Source organism: Pseudomonas mucoides, from assembly GCF_015461845.1.
Lineage (GTDB): Bacteria > Pseudomonadota > Gammaproteobacteria > Pseudomonadales > Pseudomonadaceae > Aquipseudomonas > Aquipseudomonas mucoides.
Genome location: NZ_JACOPW010000008.1, coordinates 77495 through 94452, shown reverse-complemented (window position 1 = coordinate 94452; position 16958 = coordinate 77495). Strand labels below are relative to the sequence as shown.

Here is a 16958-nt window from a genome sequence, read left to right as displayed (position 1 = left end):
GCGAAAAAGACTGGCGACGATCACATCCCTTGTAGCAGCAGGCTTCGCCAGCTGCTACAAGGGGCCGTGTTAGAACAGGCGGGCGAGCAGGGCGGTGACGGCGGTCTCGACGCGCAGGATGCGCTCGCCGAGCTGCACCGGTTGCAGGCCGGACTTGCCCAGCAGGTCGATCTCGTAAGGGATCCAGCCACCTTCGGGGCCGATGGCCAGGGTCACCGGTTCGTCGAGGCCGCGGGGGCAAGGCGGGTAGTTTCCGGGATGTCCGACCAGGCCGAGGGTGCCCTCGGTGATCGCCGGCAGACGGTCCTCAACGAAGGGCTTGAAGCGCTTCTCGATAACGATCTCGGGCAGCACACTGTCCCGGGCCTGTTCGAGGCCGAGGATCAATTGTTCGCGAATCGCCTCGGGTTCCAGGAACGGGGTTTGCCAGAAGCTCTTCTCGACGCGATAGCTGTTCACCAGCACGACGCGCGGCACACCCATGGCGGCCACGGTCTGAAACACCCTGCGCAGCATTTTCGGGCGCGGCAGGGCCAACACCAGGGTCAACGGCAGCTTGTTCGGGGGCGGTTGGTCGAGGGTGACGCGCAATTCGGCTTCAGCGGCGTCCAGGCGCAACACCTCGGCCGCGCCCATCAACCCGCCGATCCGACCGACACGCAGGCTGTCACCGACTTCGCAGCGGTGAACTTCCTGCATGTGCGTCAACCGGCGATCACGCAGGATCACCCGGTCGGCCGCAATGAAATCGGCTTCTTCGAGCAGCAGCAGGTTCACGGTTGGGTCGCTGGCGGCTGGTCGTTGTGATCGTCAACCGGTTGGTCGTCCGGATGCTCGCCACGTTTGCTGATCAGGCTGCCAAACAGGATGCCGATCTCGAACAGCAGCCACATCGGTACCGCCAACAGCGTCTGCGAGAAGATGTCCGGCGGCGTCAGGATCATGCCGACCACGAAGCAGCCGATGACCACGTACGGGCGGATTTTCTTCAGGTATTTGACGTCGACCACGCCGATCCACACCAGCAGCACCACGGCCACCGGAATTTCGAACGCCACGCCAAAGGCGAAGAACAGCGTCATGACGAAATCGAGGTAGCTGGTGATGTCGGTCATCATTTCCACGCCGGCCGGGGTGGCGGCGGCGAAGAACTTGAAGATCAACGGGAACACCAGGTAATAGGCGAACGCCATGCCGGTGTAGAACAGCACGATGCTGGACATCAGCAGCGGCACCGCGATGCGCTTTTCATGCTTGTACAGGCCCGGTGCGATGAAGCCCCAGATCTGGTGCAGGATCACCGGGATCGCCAGGAACAGCGAGACCATCATGGTCAGCTTCAGCGGCGTCAGGAAGGGTGACGACACGTCGGTGGCGATCATCGTCGCGCCGGCGGGCAGGTACGCGCGCAGCGGCGTGGAGACGAAGGTGTAGATCTGCTGGGTAAAGGCAAACAACCCGGCGAAGATGATGAAAATCGCCGCTACGCAGCGCAGCAGACGGGTACGCAACTCGGTGAGGTGCGAAACCAGCGGCATGTGCTGGTCGTTTTCGGGGAGATCGCTCATGGGGCTCGCGGCGGCAGTGTTGGGTCATGAGGGGCCGGCGCTGTCGGCGCGGCGGCAGGAGCAACCGGTGGTGCTGATACAACGGACTCAGGTTGCGCAGTCGCTACAACAGGTGCTGGCGCAGGCGTTGGTTCAGTGGCGGCGACAGGCGCGTGAATCGTCTGTTCCCCCACATGCTCCACCGGCGTCGGCTCCTGCTGAGTCGGCGAGAAAATCTTCCGCGCCTCCTGCTCCAGCGACAGAATGTGCTCGTTGTGCAGCTGCCGACGAATCTCGTCGGCACCGATTTCACGTTCAACTTCCTGTTTGATCGCGTTGAAGCTGCGCTTCAAGCGCCCGACCCACAGGCCGGCGGTGCGCGCAGCACCCGGCAAGCGCTCGGGCCCCAGCACCAGCAGGGCCACTAGGCCGACGAGCAACAGTTCAGAGAAGCTGATACCAAACATTAGTCAGTGCTCACACGTCTTTGCGGATCGGCTCTTCGACTTTTTGTGCCTGCACGTCGATGGTGTGCGGCTGGTTCACGGACTGCGTAGTCTGTGGCTGAACAGGTGGAACCGGTTGCGCCGGGGTCACGGTCGGATCGGCCGGTTTTTCGTCGTCGTTCATGGCTTTCTTGAAGCCCTTGATCGACTCGCCCACGTCCGTGCCGAGGTTTTTCAGTTTCTTGGTGCCGAATACCAATACGACAACAACCAGGATGACGATCCAGTGTTTCCAGTCAAAAATGCCCATGTTGCTGCTCCTCTCTAATAATTGTTCAGGCGGACGGGCGCGAGGCTTTCTCGGCGTGTCCGGACAGACCGAAGCGACGGTCCAGTTCATCAAGTACAGCCTGCGGATGCTGCCCCAGTTGGGCGAGCATGACCATGCTGTGGAACCACAAATCGGCGGTCTCGTAGATCACATCGCTGCAGTCGCCGCTGATGGCGGCGTCCTTGGCGGCAATGATGGTTTCGACCGACTCTTCGCCGACTTTTTCCAGAATCTTGTTCAAGCCCTTGTGGTACAGGCTGGCGACATACGAGCTGTCGGCAGCGGCGCCTTTGCGCTCTTCCAGCACTGCGGCCAGGCGGGTCAGAGTGTCACTCATGTTTGTGTCCTGCGGAATAGATGGCGTGCGGATCTTTCAGGACCGGGTCGACCGTTGTCCAGTCGCCGTTCTCATAGACGCGGTAGAAGCAGCTTTGGCGGCCGGTATGACAGGCGATGTCGCCGATCTGCTCGACCATCAGGATGATCACGTCGGCGTCGCAGTCCAGGCGCATCTCATGCAGGGTTTGCACGTGGCCGGACTCTTCGCCCTTGCGCCACAGCTTGCCACGCGAACGCGACCAGTAAATGGCACGGTTCTCGGCAGCAGTCAGTTCCAGCGCTTCACGGTTCATCCAGGCCATCATCAGGACACGCCCGGTCTTGTGATCCTGGGCAATCGCCGGCACCAGGCCATCAGCGTCCCACTTGATCTCGTCCAGCCAGTTTTTCATCTTCGACTCCGACAGCGGGCTTCGCACTTCATTAGCCTGGCCCAACGTTCAAACAGTGTGCCAGTGGATCACACAACTGGCTATCGGCGAACGACCAGATACAAACCAACGGCCACCATGATTCCCCCGGGCCAATGACCCAGTTCGTTCAGTGGTCCACCGGCCAGCAGAATAACGCCGCCCGCCAGGTGGGCGCAGCCGAGCAGGCGCAAGAACCAGTCATCCTTGCGTTTATGCCACGGTGGTGGCGGGTCGTAGGCGTGGGGTTGGGACATGCGTTCGAGCAGGTCGCGGGCCATGTTGGCCAGGTGCGGCAGCTGTTCGAACTGGCTCTGCACGTTGCCGAGCAAGGCTTTGGGGCTGACGCGCTCGCGCATCCAGCGTTCAAGGAACGGCTGCGCGGTGTTCCACAAGTCCAGGTCCGGGTACAGCTGACGGCCCAGGCCTTCGATGTTCAACAGGGTTTTTTGCAACAGCACGAGCTGCGGCTGAACTTCCATGTTGAAGCGTCGAGCGGTCTGGAACAGGCGCATCAGAACTTGGCCGAAAGAAATATCTTTTAACGGTTTTTCAAAGATCGGCTCGCACACGGTGCGGATCGCTGCTTCGAATTCGTTGAGTTTGGTTTCCGCCGGCACCCAGCCCGAATCGATGTGCAATTGCGCCACACGCCGGTAGTCACGCTTGAAGAAGGCGAACAGGTTGCGGGCCAGGTAGTCCTGGTCTTCCGGGGTCAAGCTGCCGACGATACCGCAGTCGATCGCAATGTACTGCGGGCTCCACGGGTTGACGGTGCTGACGAAGATATTGCCAGGGTGCATGTCGGCGTGGAAAAAACTGTCGCGGAACACCTGGGTGAAGAAGATCTCCACGCCGCGTTCGGCGAGCATTTTCATGTCGGTGCGCTGGTCGGCCAGGGTGGTCAGGTCGGTGACCTGGATGCCGTAGATGCGCTCCATCACCAACACTTTCGGGCGGCACCAGTCCCAATAGACTTGTGGCACGTAGAGCAGCGGCGAGCCTTCGAAGTTGCGCTTCAGCTGGCTGGCGTTGGCCGCTTCGCGCAGCAGGTCGAGTTCGTCGTAGATGGTTTTTTCGTAGTCGCTGACCACGTCCACCGGGTGCAGCAGGCGCGCGTCGGCCGAGAGCTTTTCAGCAGCGCGGGCCAGAATGAACAGCCACGCCAGATCCTGGGCGATGATCGGTTTGAGGCCCGGGCGGATCACCTTGACCACCACTTCTTCGCCGGTTTTCAACTGCGCGGCATGCACCTGCGCCACCGAAGCGGACGCCAGCGGCTCGACGTCGAAACGGCTGAACACTTCACTGATTTTCTTGCCGAGCTGCTCTTCGATCAGCTTGACCGACACTTGCGAGTCGAACGGCGGCACACGGTCCTGCAGTTTCATCAGCTCGTCGGCGATGTCTTCCGGCAACAGGTCGCGGCGGGTGGACAGGATCTGCCCGAACTTGATGAAGATAGGCCCCAGGTCCTGCAACGCCAGGCGCAATCGCGCGCCACGGCTCAGGTCCAGCGTCTTGCGCGGGAACCAGCGCCACGGCAGCGCGTAACGCAGTGCCAGCAGAAACCACGGCAGCGGCAGGGCAAACAGCAGGTCATCGAGGCGGTAACGAATCACAACGCGCTGGATGCGCAACAAACGGCGGACGGCAAGCAGCTTCATGCGTTATCGCTTGGGTCGAGGGATCGGGAAAGGCGCTCGAAGCGCGCCTCGAGTCGTTCCAGATCGAGTTTGATCTGGTCCAGTTCACTGAATCGGGCTTCGGCTTCGCGCTGACCGACAAGGGTGCGCGACTCTTCAGCCAGGTATTCGCCGAGGTTCTGCCCCAGGCTGGCGAACCCTTGCTGATACCAGCGGGCGCGACTGCGCAGGTGACCGCCAACCAGTTGTGTGGCCACCGGCCCCAGCCAGCGCGAGAGTTCGTACTCCCAGTCCAGTTCGAGGTCCTGAAGGATCGCCGCCAGTTCCAGCAGCACGCCGCTGTCACCGTCGAGTTCGACTTCAGGGCCATGCAGGACCGAAGTCTTGTCCTTGCTCATCGCCAGTTTCAACAGGCTCGAAGCCGGTGCTCGCAGGGTGCAGTCGGCGCCGGTTTCCCAGTGGGAAGCGAGCATCAGGCCTTCATCGCTGGGCAGGATGAACAGCTGCAATGCCGGGCTGCGGCAGTCGACGGCAATCACCCGGCCGCTCAAATGCGCCAGCCGCGGCAGCGCGGTGCTGTCGAGACGCAGCACCCGGTTCAGGCCGAGTTCAACGCTGGCGAGCAGGCCGGCCAGCAACATCAGGGTTTGATGCCGCGGTGCAGGGCGACGATGCCTGCGGTCATGTTGTGGTAGGTCACGCGGTCGAAACCGGCCTCGACCATCATCGACTTCAGGGTTTCCTGATTCGGGTGCATGCGGATCGACTCGGCCAGGTAGCGATAGCTTTCCGAGTCGTTGGTGATCAGCTTGCCCATCAGTGGCATGAAGGCGAACGAGTAGGCGTCGTAGGCCTTGGACATCAGCGCGTTGGTTGGCTTGGAAAACTCCAGCACCAACAGGCGACCGCCAGGCTTGAGCACGCGCAGCATCGAACGCAGGGCGTCTTCCTTGTGCGTCACGTTGCGCAGGCCGAAGGCGATGGTCACGCAGTCGAAATGGTTGTCCGGGAACGGCAGCTTTTCAGCGTCGGCCTGAACGAATTCGACGTTGCCGGCCACACCGAGGTCCAGCAGGCGGTCACGACCGACCTTGAGCATGGATTCGTTGATGTCGGCCAACACCACCTGGCCGGTCGGGCCGACGAGGTGTGAGAATTTCTTGGTCAGGTCGCCCGTGCCGCCGGCGATGTCCAGCACGCGATTGCCGGTGCGCACGCCCGAAAGCTCGATTGCGAAACGCTTCCACAAACGGTGCATGCCGCCCGACAGGAGGTCATTCATCAAGTCGTACTTGGCGGCTACCGAATGGAAAACCTCAGCGACTTTTTCCGCTTTTTGGCTTTCCGGAACGTTTTTGAAACCAAAGTGAGTGGTGGGTTCGGCATCGCTGCCTTTGCGCTGATCAGTCATATCGCTGTCACCAGAAGAGAATGCGGGACATTCTAATCCCCAAGGCATGCTTTGTCTTGGCAAGGCTGAAGGTAAGATGGGCAACCACCGGGACGTTTTGACGCAGTCATGGTCAAGATGCTTCAGGAAAGTATCCATAAAGCAGGAGTCATTCGATGGCCCGTATTAGTGTTGAACGTGCCCACGGCCTGGGCAAGGAAGCGGCCCGCGAGAAGGCCGACAAGCTGGCGCAGAAACTGTCCGATCAATACGGCCTGGAGCCGCAGTGGTCCGGTGACACGCTGAACCTCAAGCGCTCCGGAGTGAAAGGCGCGGTGCATGTCAGCGAAGATTCGATCCGCGTCGATGTGGAGTTGGGCCTGATGATGTCGGCCATGAGCGGCATGATCAAATCTGAAATCGAAAAGGCCCTCGATAAAGCGTTGGTCTGATCCGGTTCTTTCTGTGAAACACGATCCCTGTGGGAGCGGGCTTGCCCGCGAAGAGGCCGGAACATCCGCAATAAATTTTGTGGTTGATCCATCGTCTTCGCGGGCAAGCCCGCTCCCACAGGTTGGTTGGCGTTCCGACTACTTGTTTATGTCAGTTGTTAGGGTGCCGTTTCTAATTTTTCTCCCTACTTTGTGCCTGAGCCCGACACTTGTCCGGGCAGTTCCTCAAACCTTCTGCGCGTGAGGTGCACCATGGCCAAAGTTATTTTGAAGAAAAAAATCGACGCATCGACCACCGCTCTGGGCGACGTCAAATCCTATGCCCGCAAGATCTGGCTGGCTGGCCTGGGTGCCTACGCCAAGGTCGGGCAAGAGGGTAGCGAGTACTTTCAAGAGTTGATCAAGGCGGGTCAAACTGTTGAAAAGAAAGGCAAAAAAGTAGTGGCTGAAAAGCTTGAAGCCGCTAACGCCGAGATCGTTGAAGCCAAGAGTGAAGTGAGTACTTTCAAAGGCAAGGTCGAAGTTCAACTCGACAAGGTCGAGAAGGCTTTTGACTCGCGTGTCGCAAGTGCCTTGAATCGTATCGGCATTCCGTCTAAACATGACGTTGAGACACTCTCTGCTAAGCTCGATGAGCTGACGGCATTGCTCGAACGCGTCGCGCGTAAATCTTAAGGAGAACGGGATGGCTGTTAAAAAGAACACCGAAAAAGAAGGCAGCTCGTGGATCGGGAAAGTCGAAGACTACTCCCGCAAAATCTGGCTGGCTGGTTTAGGCGTGTACTCGAAGATCGACACTGACGGCAGCAAGCTCTTCGATACATTGGTCAAAGACGGCGAGAAAGCCGAGAAGCTCACCAAGAACGCTGTTGGCAAGAAAGTCGACGCCGCCAAGGATTCTGCTTCGTCGGCCAAGTCGCGCATCACTGGCGTTAAAGATCGCGCGCTGGGCAAATGGGATGAGCTGGAAGGGGCTTTCGACAAGCGCCTGAACAGTGCCATTTCGCGCCTCGGTGTCCCGAGCCGCAACGAAGTGAAAGCACTGCACAGCAAGGTCGATACCCTGACCAAGCAAATCGAAAAACTCACCGGTGCCAAGGTTGCGCCTGTTGCGGCGAAAACCGCAGCGGCCAAGCCAGCGGCTAAAACCGCTGCCAAGCCACTGGCCAAAGCCGCCGCTAAACCGGCTGCCAAACCTGCTGCGAAAGCAGCGGCCAAGCCTGCTGCCAAAACTGCCGCAGCAAAACCTGCTGCTGCCAAGCCAGCGGCTAAACCGGTTGCCGCTAAAGCAGCCGCCAAGCCAGCGGCTAAACCAGCTGCCAAAACCGCAGCTGCCAAACCGGCCGCCAAGCCAGCAGCAAAACCTGCTGCAGCGAAGAAGCCAGCGGTGAAAAAACCGGCAGCGCCGAAAGCCGCCGCACCAAAACCAGCAGTGGCTGCTGTTGCCAAACCGGCAACCCCGGCCGCCCCGGTCAGCGCATCGAACTCTGCAACCGCGCCGACCCCTGCTGTAACCCCGACTGTAGCGCCAGCAACGACGCCAACCAGTCAGTCCTGATTTTCAGGGCTCAAAAAAACGCCCGGCCTGCCAAGGTCGGGCGTTTTTGTTGGTGAACCCATTCTCCAGAACACCGCCAATCCAATGTGGGAGCGGCGGTCTCAGGTTTACTCGTGTTCTTCCAGATATTGGAGCGCCATCTGCTCCGTCGCCACCTTGATCGGCGGCAGCAAGTGCGGCGCCACCAGCATCATGATCTGGTACACCACCAGCCTCACCTCACCCTCACGATCAAGAATCCGTTGGTAGTCCAGCGAGAACAGCAGCGTCATTGTGATCTGCTCCACCAACTGCCCCAACGCCTGCGTATCACTGACCAATTGCCCCTGAGCCTTCAACTGCGCGAGCAATGACGCCAGTGTGCGCTTCAGCGCATTGAGCAGGTTGCGTATGCCCTTGGCCAGCTTTGGCAGGCGTCCGGCGAGGTTCGACAGGTCCTGGAACAGAAACCGGTAATGCGACAGCCGTTCGACGATCAAGTGCAGGAACAGCCAGTAATCGTCCGGTGCCAGTTCCACATCGGCAGGAGGGTCGAGCAGCGGCGCCAGTTCAGACTGGAAGCGCTCGAACAGCCCGAGAATCAGCGGCTCCTTGCCGTGAAAGTGGTAGTAGAGGTTGCCAGGGCTGATGCCCATCTCGTTGGCAACTTCCATGGTGGAGACGTTCGGTTCGCCTTTCTGATTGAACAACTGCAAAGCACATTCGAGAATCCGGTCGCGGGTTTTCATCCAGTCTTCTTAATGATCGAGTCAGTGCCACGGCCAACGCCGGCCGTGGAGGGTTGAACGTCAGCGCACACGCACGTAAGTACCGGGTGCTGCCTCTTGCGGTGGATAGTTCTGATTGCCGAGGGCCATGTGGGTTTCTTTCAGCGCGCCGGAACGTTGCTGAATCCACTCCAGCCATTGCGTCCACCAGCTGCCGTCGACTTGCTTGGCGTCGTAATACCAGGCGCGTGGGTCGCTGCTCAATTTTGCGCCTTCGACGTAGTTGGCTTTCGGGTTGCTCGGCGGGTTGAGGATGCTCTGCACGTGGCCGCTGTTGGACAGCACGAAGCGTCGTTCACCACCCAGCAACAGAGTCGAGCGGTACACCGCGTCCCACGGCGTGATGTGGTCATTGATGCCTGCGACGCTGAAGCTGTCGACGGTGACTTTCTGCAAGTCGATGGGCGTGCCGCACACTTCAAGGCCGCCCGGGTGGCTCAGCGGGTTGTGTTTGAAGAAGTCCAGCAGATCGCCGTGAAAGGCCGCCGGCAGCCGCGTGTTGTCGTTGTTCCAGTAGAGGATGTCGAACGCGGGCGGTTCTTTGCCGAGCAGGTAGTTATTGACGAAATAACTCCAGATCAAGTCGTTGGGGCGCATCCAGGCGAACACCTTGGCCATGTCACGACCATCCAGCACACCTTTCTGATAGGACTTGCGCTTGGCCGCTTCAAGGGTCTGTTCGTCTGCGAACAGCGTTGCCGGGGAGTCCATCTGACTGTCGAGCAGGCTCACCAGGTAGGTCGCGCTCGACACCCGCCGCAGCTGTCGCTTGGCCTGCAAGTGACCTTGCAGCGCGGCGATGGTCAGCCCGCCAGCGCAGGCGCCCATCAGGTTCACTTCGCGCGCGCCGGTGATCGCCCGGCAGACATTCATCGCTTCTTCCACGGCTTCGACGTAGGTCGACAGCCCCCATTCGCGATGGCGCACATCGGGATTGCGCCAACTGATCATGAACGTCTGCAGGCCGTTCTTGAGGGCGAACTGGACGAAGCTGTTATGCGGGCTCAGGTCGAAAATGTAGTACTTGTTGATCTGCGGCGGTACCACCAGCAGCGGTTTTGAATACTGTTTTTCGCTCATTGGCTTGTACTGGATCAGCTCCAGCAGCTCGTTGCGAAACACCACCGAGCCGGTCGTGGTGGCGACGGTTTTACCCACTTCGAATGCTTGCTTGGTGACTTGCCGGGGCAGGCCGTCGTTGTGCAGGAAGTCGTCGACCAGATGGCTGATACCGCGCACCAGACTGTTGCCGCCAGAATTGAAGATTTCCTTGATCGCCAGCGGATTGAGCAGGGTATTGGACGGCGACACGGCGTCATTGAGCAAGGCAAACGCAAAGTGCGCGCGGGCGCGATCGTCGGGGGACATGGCGCTGTCGTCGATCCAGCTTTTAACCTGTTTCTGCCAGCTCAGATAGGCCTGCAGGCTGCGACGATAAAACGGGTTGAGACTCCACGCCGGATCGGTGAAACGACTGTCCTGCGGGTTGGTCGCGTGCAAGGTTTCACCCAATAAGACACGGCCCAACTGACCGCCCAGTTTCAAGGCGTGTCGGGCGCTGTGCACCGGGTTGCGCAAGCCGTGGGCCGCCACGTTGCGCAGGGTCGAAATCAGGTCACGGCCGCGCAGGCCGGTAATTGCACTCTGTGCGTTGATGAACGCGGCGGGAGTGGGTAAAGCGTCTCTCGCTGGTTTGTCGCGCATGTCTCAACACTCCTTCGTTTCAAGCCAAAAACAAACTCACTGAACCAGATCACCATAGACGCTGTTGTGGGTTGTTGCGCGGCGCGGCGTCCTGCCGGCCGATGAAGCGACTAACTGCCCAACGGCGTCGGGTGCGGATGCATCACGGCGCGCTGGCGTTCTTCCTCGAGGAATTTCATGATGATCGGTGCCACGGCTTCGGCACGGGTGATCAGGAACAGATGCCCATCATCGATGATGTGCAGCTGGGCATTGGGAATTCGCCAGGCCAGCAGGCGCATGTTGACCAACGGGATCAACGGGTCGTCGTCACCGGCCAGTACCAGCGTCGGCTGGTTGATCTTGTGCAACCAGTGAATGCTGGTCCAGCCCAGGCCGGCAAACAACTGCCAGTAATAACCGAGCTTGCCCGCCGAACGGACTTTCGCTGCGTGGCTGGCCGCCAGGGTGGGGTCGCGACGGAAGGCGCCGCCATAGATCATCGGTGCAATGCGGATCACGTGCGACGGCTGGATGTAGCGTCGTGGGCTGGCCATCATCCACAGCACTTTCGGTTTGCCCGGCACCATGACGGCTCCAGCCGCCGTGGCCGCCAACACAAGTTTTTTGCAGCGCTCGGGGTAGTCATACGCAAATTGCTGGGCGAGGGCGCCGCCCCAGGACACGCCGATCACGTTGACTTGTCCGTAGTCGAGATAATCGAGCATCCGTGCTGTGAGTTTCGCCAGGCCCGGAAAGCGGTACGGCCGATTCGGCGTCGACGAGCCGCCGACACCGGGTACGTCGAACGCAATGACTTCCAGGTCCGGGTCCAATGCCGCGACGAACGGAAACACCAGCTCCAGGTTGGCGCCGATGCCGTTGAAAATGAGCAAGGGCGTCAAGTGAGGCTTGCCGGGGCGTACTGCCGTGCGGAGGGTCTGGCCATCCAGGTCGACGGTACGGAATATAAACGGTTGCGGCATGCTTCAGGCCCTGTGGGTTAATTCATCCCCGATCCCCTGTAGGTGGCGAGCTTGCTCGCGATAGCGGTGAGGCAGACGCAGTTACATTGACTGTGCCGCCGCCTTCGCGAGCAAGCTCGACTCCTGCAGGAGGGTGGGGTGTGTCAGTTACCGCTCATGCACATAAGTACCCGGTGCTGCTTCGCCGGCGGTGAAGGTTTTGTTGCCATAAACCGTTGGGGCCTTCTTCAGTTTGCCCGAACGTTCGGCCAGCCATGTCTGCCAGTGCAGCCACCAGGAATCGGTGTGCTTGGTGGAGTTTTCTTGCCAGTCTTCGGCCTTGGCCGGCATTTCACTGCTGGTCATGTAGCGCGATTTCGGGTTGCCCGGCGGGTTCAGAATGCTCTGGATATGTCCGCTGCTCGACAGCACGAATTCGACCTTGCCGCCAAACAGTTGCGCCGACTTGTAGCAGGACTTCCACGGGGTGATGTGGTCGGTGGTGCCAGCCAGGCTATAAATGTCTGCGGTGACTTGTTTCAGGTCGATTGGCGTGCCGCACACTTCCAGTGCATCGGGACGGATCAGTGGATTACTTTTGAACATCTCGATCAGGTCGCCGTGGAACGCGGCAGGCAATCGGGTGGTGTCATTGTTCCAGAACAGGATGTCGAACACCGGCGGTTCGTTACCCAGCAGGTAGTTGTTGACCCAGTAGTTCCAGATCAAATCGTTGGGGCGCATCCAGGCGAAGACTTTCGCCATGTCGCGGCCTTCCAGCACACCGGCCTGATAGGACTGGCGCTTGGCGGATTCCAGGGTTTGCTCGTCGACGAACAGGGCGACGTCACTGTCCAGGGTGGTGTCCAGCACGCTGACCAGCAGTGTCAGGGCGTTGACCTTTTTCTCGCCGAGCGCCGCGTAATGGCCCAGCAGCGCGGTGCAGGTGATACCGCCGGAGCAGGCGCCGAGCATGTTGATGTCTTTGCTGCCAGTGATGGCGCTAACCACATCGACCGCTTCCTTGAGCGCTTCAATGTAGGTCGACAGGCCCCACTCGCGCTGTTCCTTGGTCGGGTTGCGCCAGCTGACGATAAAGGTCTGCACATTGCTGCGCAGGCAGTAGCGCGCCAGGCTCTTTTCCGGGCTCAAGTCGAATACGTAAAATTTGTTGATCTGTGGCGGCACCACCAGCAGGGGGCGCTCCAAGACTTGTTCGGTGGTCGGCTTGTACTGAATCAGTTCCAGCACGTCGTTGCGGAACACGACAGCGCCTTCGGTCACACCCAGGCTCTTGCCGACTTCGAATGCGCCCATGTTGACCTGGCTCGGCATGCCGCCGTTGTGCACCATGTCCTTGGCCAGATGCGAAAGGCCATCGAGGAGGCTTTTGCCGCCGGTTTCGAAGAAGCGCTTGACTGCCGCCGGGTTGGCCGCCGTGTTGGTCGGGGCCATGGCTTCGGTCATGAGGTTGATCACGAAATGCCCGCGCGCGACATCCTTGGGCGCCAGGTTACTCTCGTCGATCCAGTCGTGGAGCTCCTTGCGCCACGCCAGGTAAGTTTGCAGATAACGTTTATAGAGCGGGTTCTGACTCCACGCCGGATCGGCGAAGCGACGGTCTTCGGGGGTCGGAAGCAGTTCGGATTTACCGAACAACACGTTCTTCAGTTCAAGGCCGAAATGGGCAACATGCTTGGCACTGTGGACCGGTTGTTTGATGGCCTGCCTGAGCACCATGCGAGCAGAAGCCAGTAGATCTTTACCACGCAGCCCAACGACAGGATTCAGCCCTAAAGTGTTTTCCGAGGCTTGATATTTCAAGTCATCGTTATTCTTGTTACTCATCTACGACGCTCCATTGTCCTGAGACGAGTACCTGAGCCTGACTGGGTAGTCACACAGCCAATGCCAGGTACTACTGCTCGGGTGACCGTTAATACTGCATCGCTGCTTTTTAGTTCAGAGAGCCTGCAGGGAACTTGCCAGATCCATTGGTTACCCGAGTTTAATTTTTTTCGCAAGCGGGCCAATCATTGGCCCTGAGGCGGAGCATTCAAACAGATGAAATTAGAAAATGCCCTCTAAAGAGCAAGAGGCCTGACTTAGAGCATCAGCTTGACGACGGATTCGTTTGGGTCGCGGGTTTTTCCAGCGGCTTTGAGCTCGGCAAGATAGTCATCCCAAAGTGCGTCATAACGTCGCGCCAGCTCATAGAGGTATTCCCAGGTGAACAGGCCGCTGTCGTGGCCGTCGTCGAAGGTCAACTTCAGTGCGTACTGACCGGCCGGTTCTACCTTGGTCAGGCCGACATTCTTCTTGCCAAATTGCAGAATGGGTTTGCCGTGGCCCTGGACCTCGGCGGAGGGAGAGTGCACGCGCAGGAACTCGGCGGGCAGGTGATATTCCTCGCCGGACGCGTATTTCAGCGACAGGGTTTTCGAGGCTTTGTGCAGTTTGATGTCGGTGGGGAGCATAGGAAGAGCCTCGGGAGGAAAGCTACAAGCTGCAAGCTTAACTCGATAAGCTTGACGCTTGTAGCTTGCAACTTGAGGCTTACAGAATGTAGCGGGACAGGTCTTCGTTCTGCGCCAATTCGCCCAAGTGGCTGTTGACGTAGTCAGCGTCGATCATGATCACCTTGCCGTCATGGACGCTGGCCAGGTCACCGGCGCTGAACGACACCTCTTCAAGCAGGCGCTCGAGCAAGGTGTGCAGGCGACGGGCACCGATGTTCTCGGTCTTCTCGTTGACCTGCCAGGCAATCTCGGCAATGCGCTTGATACCGTCCGGCTGGAACTCGATGCCCAGGCCTTCGGTTTTCAGCAGTGCGCAATATTGCTCGGTGAGCGAGGCATGTGGCTCGCTGAGAATGCGCTCGAAGTCTTCCGGCGTCAGCGCCTTGAGCTCGACACGAATCGGCAGACGGCCTTGCAGTTCAGGCACCAGGTCGCTCGGCTTGCTCAGGTGGAATGCACCGGAGGCGATGAACAGGATGTGGTCGGTCTTGACCATACCCAGCTTGGTGTTGACGGTGCAGCCTTCGATCAGCGGCAGCAAGTCGCGCTGTACGCCTTCACGGGATACGTCGACGCCGCCGGAGTTGCCGCGCTTGGCGACCTTGTCGATTTCGTCGATGAACACGATGCCGTGCTGCTCGACCGCTTCCAGCGCCTTGGCCTTCAACTCTTCTTCATTGACCAGGCGGCCGGCTTCTTCATCACGCACCAGTTTCAGTGCTTCCTTGACCTTGAGCTTGCGGCTTTTCTTTTTGCCCTTGCCCATGTTGGCAAACAGGCTCTGCAACTGGTTGGTCATTTCTTCCATGCCCGGTGGCGCGGAGATGTCGACGCCGGCTACATCGGCGACTTCGATTTCGATCTCCTTGTCATCCAGCTGACCTTCGCGCAGGCGCTTGCGGAACAGTTGGCGGGTGTTGGAATCGGTGGCCGATCCGGCGTCTTCGTTACTGAAACCCATGCGAGCCGGTGGCAGCAGGGCGTCGAGGATACGGTCTTCGGCGGCGTCTTCGGCGCGATGGCGAACCTTGGTCATTTCCTGTTCGCGCAGCAGCTTGATCGCCGCATCCGCCAGGTCACGAATGATCGATTCAACGTCGCGGCCTACGTAGCCGACTTCAGTGAACTTGGTCGCTTCGACTTTGATGAACGGCGCGTTGGCGAGCTTGGCCAGGCGGCGAGCGATCTCGGTTTTACCGACACCGGTCGGGCCGATCATCAGGATGTTTTTGGGGGTTACTTCAACGCGCAGCTCTTCAGGCAGCTGCATCCGGCGCCAGCGGTTACGCAGCGCGATGGCGACGGCGCGTTTGGCATCGTCCTGGCCGATGATATGGCGATTGAGTTCGTGGACGATTTCACGGGGAGTCATGGACATAGTAATTGGCGGTCCTCAGGTAAAAGTGAGCCGTGGCGTGGTGGCCAAAACAGGCTTACTCAGCGAGGTCCTGCTCCTCAATGGTGAAGGTGTGGTTGGTGAATACACAGATGTCGCCGGCGATGCCGAGGGCGGTTTCGACGATTTCCCGGGCCGACAGATCGGTCTTCTTCAGCAGTGCGCTGGCAGCGGCCTGGGCGTAGCCGCCGCCGGAACCCATGGCGATCAGGCCTTCTTCAGGCTCAACCACATCGCCATTGCCGGTGATGATCAGGGAGGCGTCTTTGTTGGCGACTGCGAGCATGGCTTCGAGGCGGCTGAGGGAGCGGTCGGTGCGCCATTCTTTGGCGAGTTCGACGGCAGCGCGAACCAGGTGACCTTGGTGTTTCTCAAGCTGGCCTTCGAAACGTTCGAAGAGGGTGAAGGCGTCAGCGGTGGCCCCGGCAAAACCGGCGATAACCTGGCCGTGGTACAGGCGGCGAACTTTCTTCGCGTTGCCTTTCATCACGGTATTGCCGAGAGAAACCTGGCCGTCGCCGCCCATGACGACTTTGCCGTGGCGGCGAACTGAAACGATGGTGGTCAAGGGAGAGTCTCCACGCAGCGGGGCGAAAATGCCTTATGCCAACTCATATGGGGGTGGTGGAGCGTTTTTCAACTGCGGGATGGGGCGGGAGACGAGCGGTGTGAGTCTGTGAGGGAATTGGGTGTCTATCACGACGCCATCGCGAGCAAGCTCGTTCCCACAGGGTTGGCGCATATCCTGTGGGAACGAGCTTGCTCGCGATGAACGATGACGCGGCGGTCCTGCCGTGAAGTCAGCGGCTTTGGCGTTGTTGTAACAACAGGTTGCTAAACCCTGCGCCGGCCAATTGTTTCTGCGCCGTGGTCAGTTGTTCGCGATTGCTGAACGGCCCGACCAGCACGCGATACCAGGTTTCATCCTTCACCGTGCCTGACTCAACTGCCACGGCCTGCCCCAGCAGAATGATCTGCGCGCGAACCTTGTCCGCGTCAGTTTCCTTGCGGAACGAACCGGCCTGCAGGAAGAACTTGGTCACCGGCGCCGCTTTGGAAACGGGTGGCGCCGGTGGTGGCGTAATCCCGGCCAGAGCGGCCTGAGCCCGCGCCGTGTCGATCTTCGCCGCTTCGGCTGGTGTCACCGGCGTGGTCGGAATGGCTGGCACTTGTGGCGTTGGCAGCGTCTTCTCCGGCACGGCATCCGGCGGCACGATCACTTCCGATTCCGGCAGCAAGGTGTAGAAGTCGTACTTCGGCTTCACCGGTTGCGTCGGGCTCGGCGGGGTCTTGTTGGCCTCGGCGATCTTGGCTTTCTGTTGCTGTTCCACCTTCTCGCGCTTGACCGTGTCGCTGCCCTTGCCGGGCTCCAGTTTCATCAGGAAGACGATGAACGCGCCAACCGTCAGGCCGATGGCCATCCACAGCCAGCCCGGGATCGGCTGTTTTGCAGGAGCTTGGTAACGGCTGGCGCCACGCTTGGGTGCAGGTTTTTTCTTGGCAGCCAAC

Annotated in this window: 20 protein-coding genes; 3 read left to right on the top strand and 17 right to left on the bottom strand. The window is 59.7% G+C overall.

The annotated features are described in order from the left end of the window. Positions 1–69: 69 nt before the first annotated feature. The 9 genes from H8F22_RS26565 to ubiE form a co-directional block, all read right to left on the bottom strand. Positions 70–777: a 16S rRNA (uracil(1498)-N(3))-methyltransferase gene (locus H8F22_RS26565; RefSeq protein WP_027922122.1), complete on the bottom strand. Its 708-nt coding sequence runs from the start codon at positions 775–777 to the stop codon at positions 70–72. After that, positions 774–1568, bottom strand: a complete 795-nt coding sequence (gene tatC / locus H8F22_RS26560) for a twin-arginine translocase subunit TatC (RefSeq protein WP_027922121.1) — start codon at positions 1566–1568, stop codon at positions 774–776. The genes H8F22_RS26565 and tatC overlap by 4 nt, the downstream gene beginning before the upstream one ends. Continuing rightward, the gene (gene tatB, locus H8F22_RS26555) at positions 1565–2014 is read right to left on the bottom strand and encodes a Sec-independent protein translocase protein TatB (protein ID WP_027922120.1); all 450 of its coding nucleotides are present in this window, start codon (positions 2012–2014) and stop codon (positions 1565–1567) included. The genes tatC and tatB overlap by 4 nt, the downstream gene beginning before the upstream one ends. A 10-nt stretch (positions 2015–2024) precedes the next feature. After that, on the bottom strand, positions 2025–2303 hold the full coding sequence (locus H8F22_RS26550) for a twin-arginine translocase TatA/TatE family subunit (protein WP_010464483.1): 279 nt from the start codon (positions 2301–2303) through the stop codon (positions 2025–2027). Between the two features lie 25 nt (positions 2304–2328). Then, the gene (locus tag H8F22_RS26545) at positions 2329–2661 is read right to left on the bottom strand and encodes a phosphoribosyl-ATP diphosphatase (RefSeq protein WP_027922119.1); all 333 of its coding nucleotides are present in this window, start codon (positions 2659–2661) and stop codon (positions 2329–2331) included. Beyond that, the gene (hisI, locus tag H8F22_RS26540) at positions 2654–3055 is read right to left on the bottom strand and encodes a phosphoribosyl-AMP cyclohydrolase (RefSeq protein ID WP_007989281.1); all 402 of its coding nucleotides are present in this window, start codon (positions 3053–3055) and stop codon (positions 2654–2656) included. Before hisI ends, H8F22_RS26545 begins: the two co-directional genes overlap by 8 nt. Before the next feature lie 80 nt (positions 3056–3135). Next, positions 3136–4740 (bottom strand): ubiquinone biosynthesis regulatory protein kinase UbiB, encoded by a 1605-nt coding sequence (gene ubiB, locus H8F22_RS26535; RefSeq protein ID WP_027922118.1) that lies wholly within the window; start codon positions 4738–4740, stop codon positions 3136–3138. Continuing rightward, complete coding sequence (locus tag H8F22_RS26530; RefSeq protein ID WP_027922117.1) at positions 4737–5360, bottom strand: ubiquinone biosynthesis accessory factor UbiJ; 624 nt, start codon at positions 5358–5360, stop codon at positions 4737–4739. Before H8F22_RS26530 ends, ubiB begins: the two co-directional genes overlap by 4 nt. Beyond that, complete coding sequence (gene ubiE / locus H8F22_RS26525; RefSeq protein ID WP_007948968.1) at positions 5360–6130, bottom strand: bifunctional demethylmenaquinone methyltransferase/2-methoxy-6-polyprenyl-1,4-benzoquinol methylase UbiE; 771 nt, start codon at positions 6128–6130, stop codon at positions 5360–5362. The genes H8F22_RS26530 and ubiE overlap by 1 nt, the downstream gene beginning before the upstream one ends. 155 nt (positions 6131–6285) lie before the next feature. On the opposite strand from ubiE, the gene H8F22_RS26520 reads away from it, so the two are divergent. The 3 genes from H8F22_RS26520 (at position 6286) to H8F22_RS26510 (ending at position 8119) form a co-directional block, all read left to right on the top strand. Continuing rightward, entirely contained in the window at positions 6286–6561 is a 276-nt protein-coding gene (locus H8F22_RS26520; RefSeq protein ID WP_027922116.1) for a polyhydroxyalkanoic acid system family protein, read from the top strand. Positions 6562–6813: 252 nt separating this feature from the next. Beyond that, positions 6814–7236 (top strand): phasin family protein, encoded by a 423-nt coding sequence (locus H8F22_RS26515; RefSeq protein ID WP_027922115.1) that lies wholly within the window; start codon positions 6814–6816, stop codon positions 7234–7236. A gap of 10 nt (positions 7237–7246) precedes the next feature. Continuing rightward, positions 7247–8119 (top strand): phasin family protein, encoded by an 873-nt coding sequence (locus tag H8F22_RS26510; RefSeq protein ID WP_027922114.1) that lies wholly within the window; start codon positions 7247–7249, stop codon positions 8117–8119. A 107-nt stretch (positions 8120–8226) separates the two neighbouring features. Here the strand turns inward: H8F22_RS26510 and H8F22_RS26505 are convergent, their stop codons facing one another. From H8F22_RS26505 to H8F22_RS26470, 8 genes are all read right to left on the bottom strand, one after another. Further along, entirely contained in the window at positions 8227–8847 is a 621-nt protein-coding gene (locus tag H8F22_RS26505) for a TetR/AcrR family transcriptional regulator (protein ID WP_027922113.1), read from the bottom strand. A 60-nt stretch (positions 8848–8907) separates the two neighbouring features. After that, complete coding sequence (phaC, locus tag H8F22_RS26500) at positions 8908–10590, bottom strand: class II poly(R)-hydroxyalkanoic acid synthase (RefSeq protein ID WP_027922112.1); 1683 nt, start codon at positions 10588–10590, stop codon at positions 8908–8910. Between the two features lie 110 nt (positions 10591–10700). Then, the gene (gene phaZ, locus H8F22_RS26495) at positions 10701–11555 is read right to left on the bottom strand and encodes a poly(3-hydroxyalkanoate) depolymerase (RefSeq protein ID WP_027922111.1); all 855 of its coding nucleotides are present in this window, start codon (positions 11553–11555) and stop codon (positions 10701–10703) included. A 147-nt stretch (positions 11556–11702) separates the two neighbouring features. Continuing rightward, on the bottom strand, positions 11703–13382 hold the full coding sequence (gene phaC, locus H8F22_RS26490; protein WP_027922110.1) for a class II poly(R)-hydroxyalkanoic acid synthase: 1680 nt from the start codon (positions 13380–13382) through the stop codon (positions 11703–11705). A 257-nt stretch (positions 13383–13639) separates the two neighbouring features. Continuing rightward, positions 13640–14011: a gamma-butyrobetaine hydroxylase-like domain-containing protein gene (locus H8F22_RS26485; RefSeq protein ID WP_027922109.1), complete on the bottom strand. Its 372-nt coding sequence runs from the start codon at positions 14009–14011 to the stop codon at positions 13640–13642. 79 nt (positions 14012–14090) lie between these two features. Then, positions 14091–15431 (bottom strand): ATP-dependent protease ATPase subunit HslU, encoded by a 1341-nt coding sequence (gene hslU / locus H8F22_RS26480; protein WP_027922108.1) that lies wholly within the window; start codon positions 15429–15431, stop codon positions 14091–14093. A gap of 55 nt (positions 15432–15486) precedes the next feature. After that, a complete protein-coding gene (gene hslV / locus H8F22_RS26475) occupies positions 15487–16017 on the bottom strand; it encodes an ATP-dependent protease subunit HslV (protein WP_007899242.1) in 531 nt (176 codons plus the stop codon). A gap of 232 nt (positions 16018–16249) precedes the next feature. Then, entirely contained in the window at positions 16250–16957 is a 708-nt protein-coding gene (locus H8F22_RS26470; RefSeq protein WP_027922107.1) for an SPOR domain-containing protein, read from the bottom strand. Position 16958 lies beyond the last annotated feature (1 nt).

What these genes read in the sequence shown, in the direction of transcription:
- hisI (WP_007989281.1), bottom strand. Translation starts at nt 3,055, where the DNA reads ATGAAAAACTGGCTGGACGAGATCAAGTGGGACGCTGATGGCCTGGTG.
- hslU (WP_027922108.1), bottom strand. Translation starts at nt 15,431, where the DNA reads ATGTCCATGACTCCCCGTGAAATCGTCCACGAACTCAATCGCCATATC.
- H8F22_RS26550 (WP_010464483.1), bottom strand. Translation starts at nt 2,303, where the DNA reads ATGGGCATTTTTGACTGGAAACACTGGATCGTCATCCTGGTTGTTGTC.
- H8F22_RS26530 (WP_027922117.1), bottom strand. Translation starts at nt 5,360, where the DNA reads ATGTTGCTGGCCGGCCTGCTCGCCAGCGTTGAACTCGGCCTGAACCGG.
- H8F22_RS26520 (WP_027922116.1), top strand. Translation starts at nt 6,286, where the DNA reads ATGGCCCGTATTAGTGTTGAACGTGCCCACGGCCTGGGCAAGGAAGCG.
- H8F22_RS26545 (WP_027922119.1), bottom strand. Translation starts at nt 2,661, where the DNA reads ATGAGTGACACTCTGACCCGCCTGGCCGCAGTGCTGGAAGAGCGCAAA.
- H8F22_RS26505 (WP_027922113.1), bottom strand. Translation starts at nt 8,847, where the DNA reads ATGAAAACCCGCGACCGGATTCTCGAATGTGCTTTGCAGTTGTTCAAT.
- H8F22_RS26515 (WP_027922115.1), top strand. Translation starts at nt 6,814, where the DNA reads ATGGCCAAAGTTATTTTGAAGAAAAAAATCGACGCATCGACCACCGCT.
- H8F22_RS26485 (WP_027922109.1), bottom strand. Translation starts at nt 14,011, where the DNA reads ATGCTCCCCACCGACATCAAACTGCACAAAGCCTCGAAAACCCTGTCG.
- phaZ (WP_027922111.1), bottom strand. Translation starts at nt 11,555, where the DNA reads ATGCCGCAACCGTTTATATTCCGTACCGTCGACCTGGATGGCCAGACC.
- ubiB (WP_027922118.1), bottom strand. Translation starts at nt 4,740, where the DNA reads ATGAAGCTGCTTGCCGTCCGCCGTTTGTTGCGCATCCAGCGCGTTGTG.
- tatC (WP_027922121.1), bottom strand. Translation starts at nt 1,568, where the DNA reads ATGAGCGATCTCCCCGAAAACGACCAGCACATGCCGCTGGTTTCGCAC.
- ubiE (WP_007948968.1), bottom strand. Translation starts at nt 6,130, where the DNA reads ATGACTGATCAGCGCAAAGGCAGCGATGCCGAACCCACCACTCACTTT.
- tatB (WP_027922120.1), bottom strand. Translation starts at nt 2,014, where the DNA reads ATGTTTGGTATCAGCTTCTCTGAACTGTTGCTCGTCGGCCTAGTGGCC.
- phaC (WP_027922112.1), bottom strand. Translation starts at nt 10,590, where the DNA reads ATGCGCGACAAACCAGCGAGAGACGCTTTACCCACTCCCGCCGCGTTC.
- H8F22_RS26510 (WP_027922114.1), top strand. Translation starts at nt 7,247, where the DNA reads ATGGCTGTTAAAAAGAACACCGAAAAAGAAGGCAGCTCGTGGATCGGG.
- phaC (WP_027922110.1), bottom strand. Translation starts at nt 13,382, where the DNA reads ATGAGTAACAAGAATAACGATGACTTGAAATATCAAGCCTCGGAAAAC.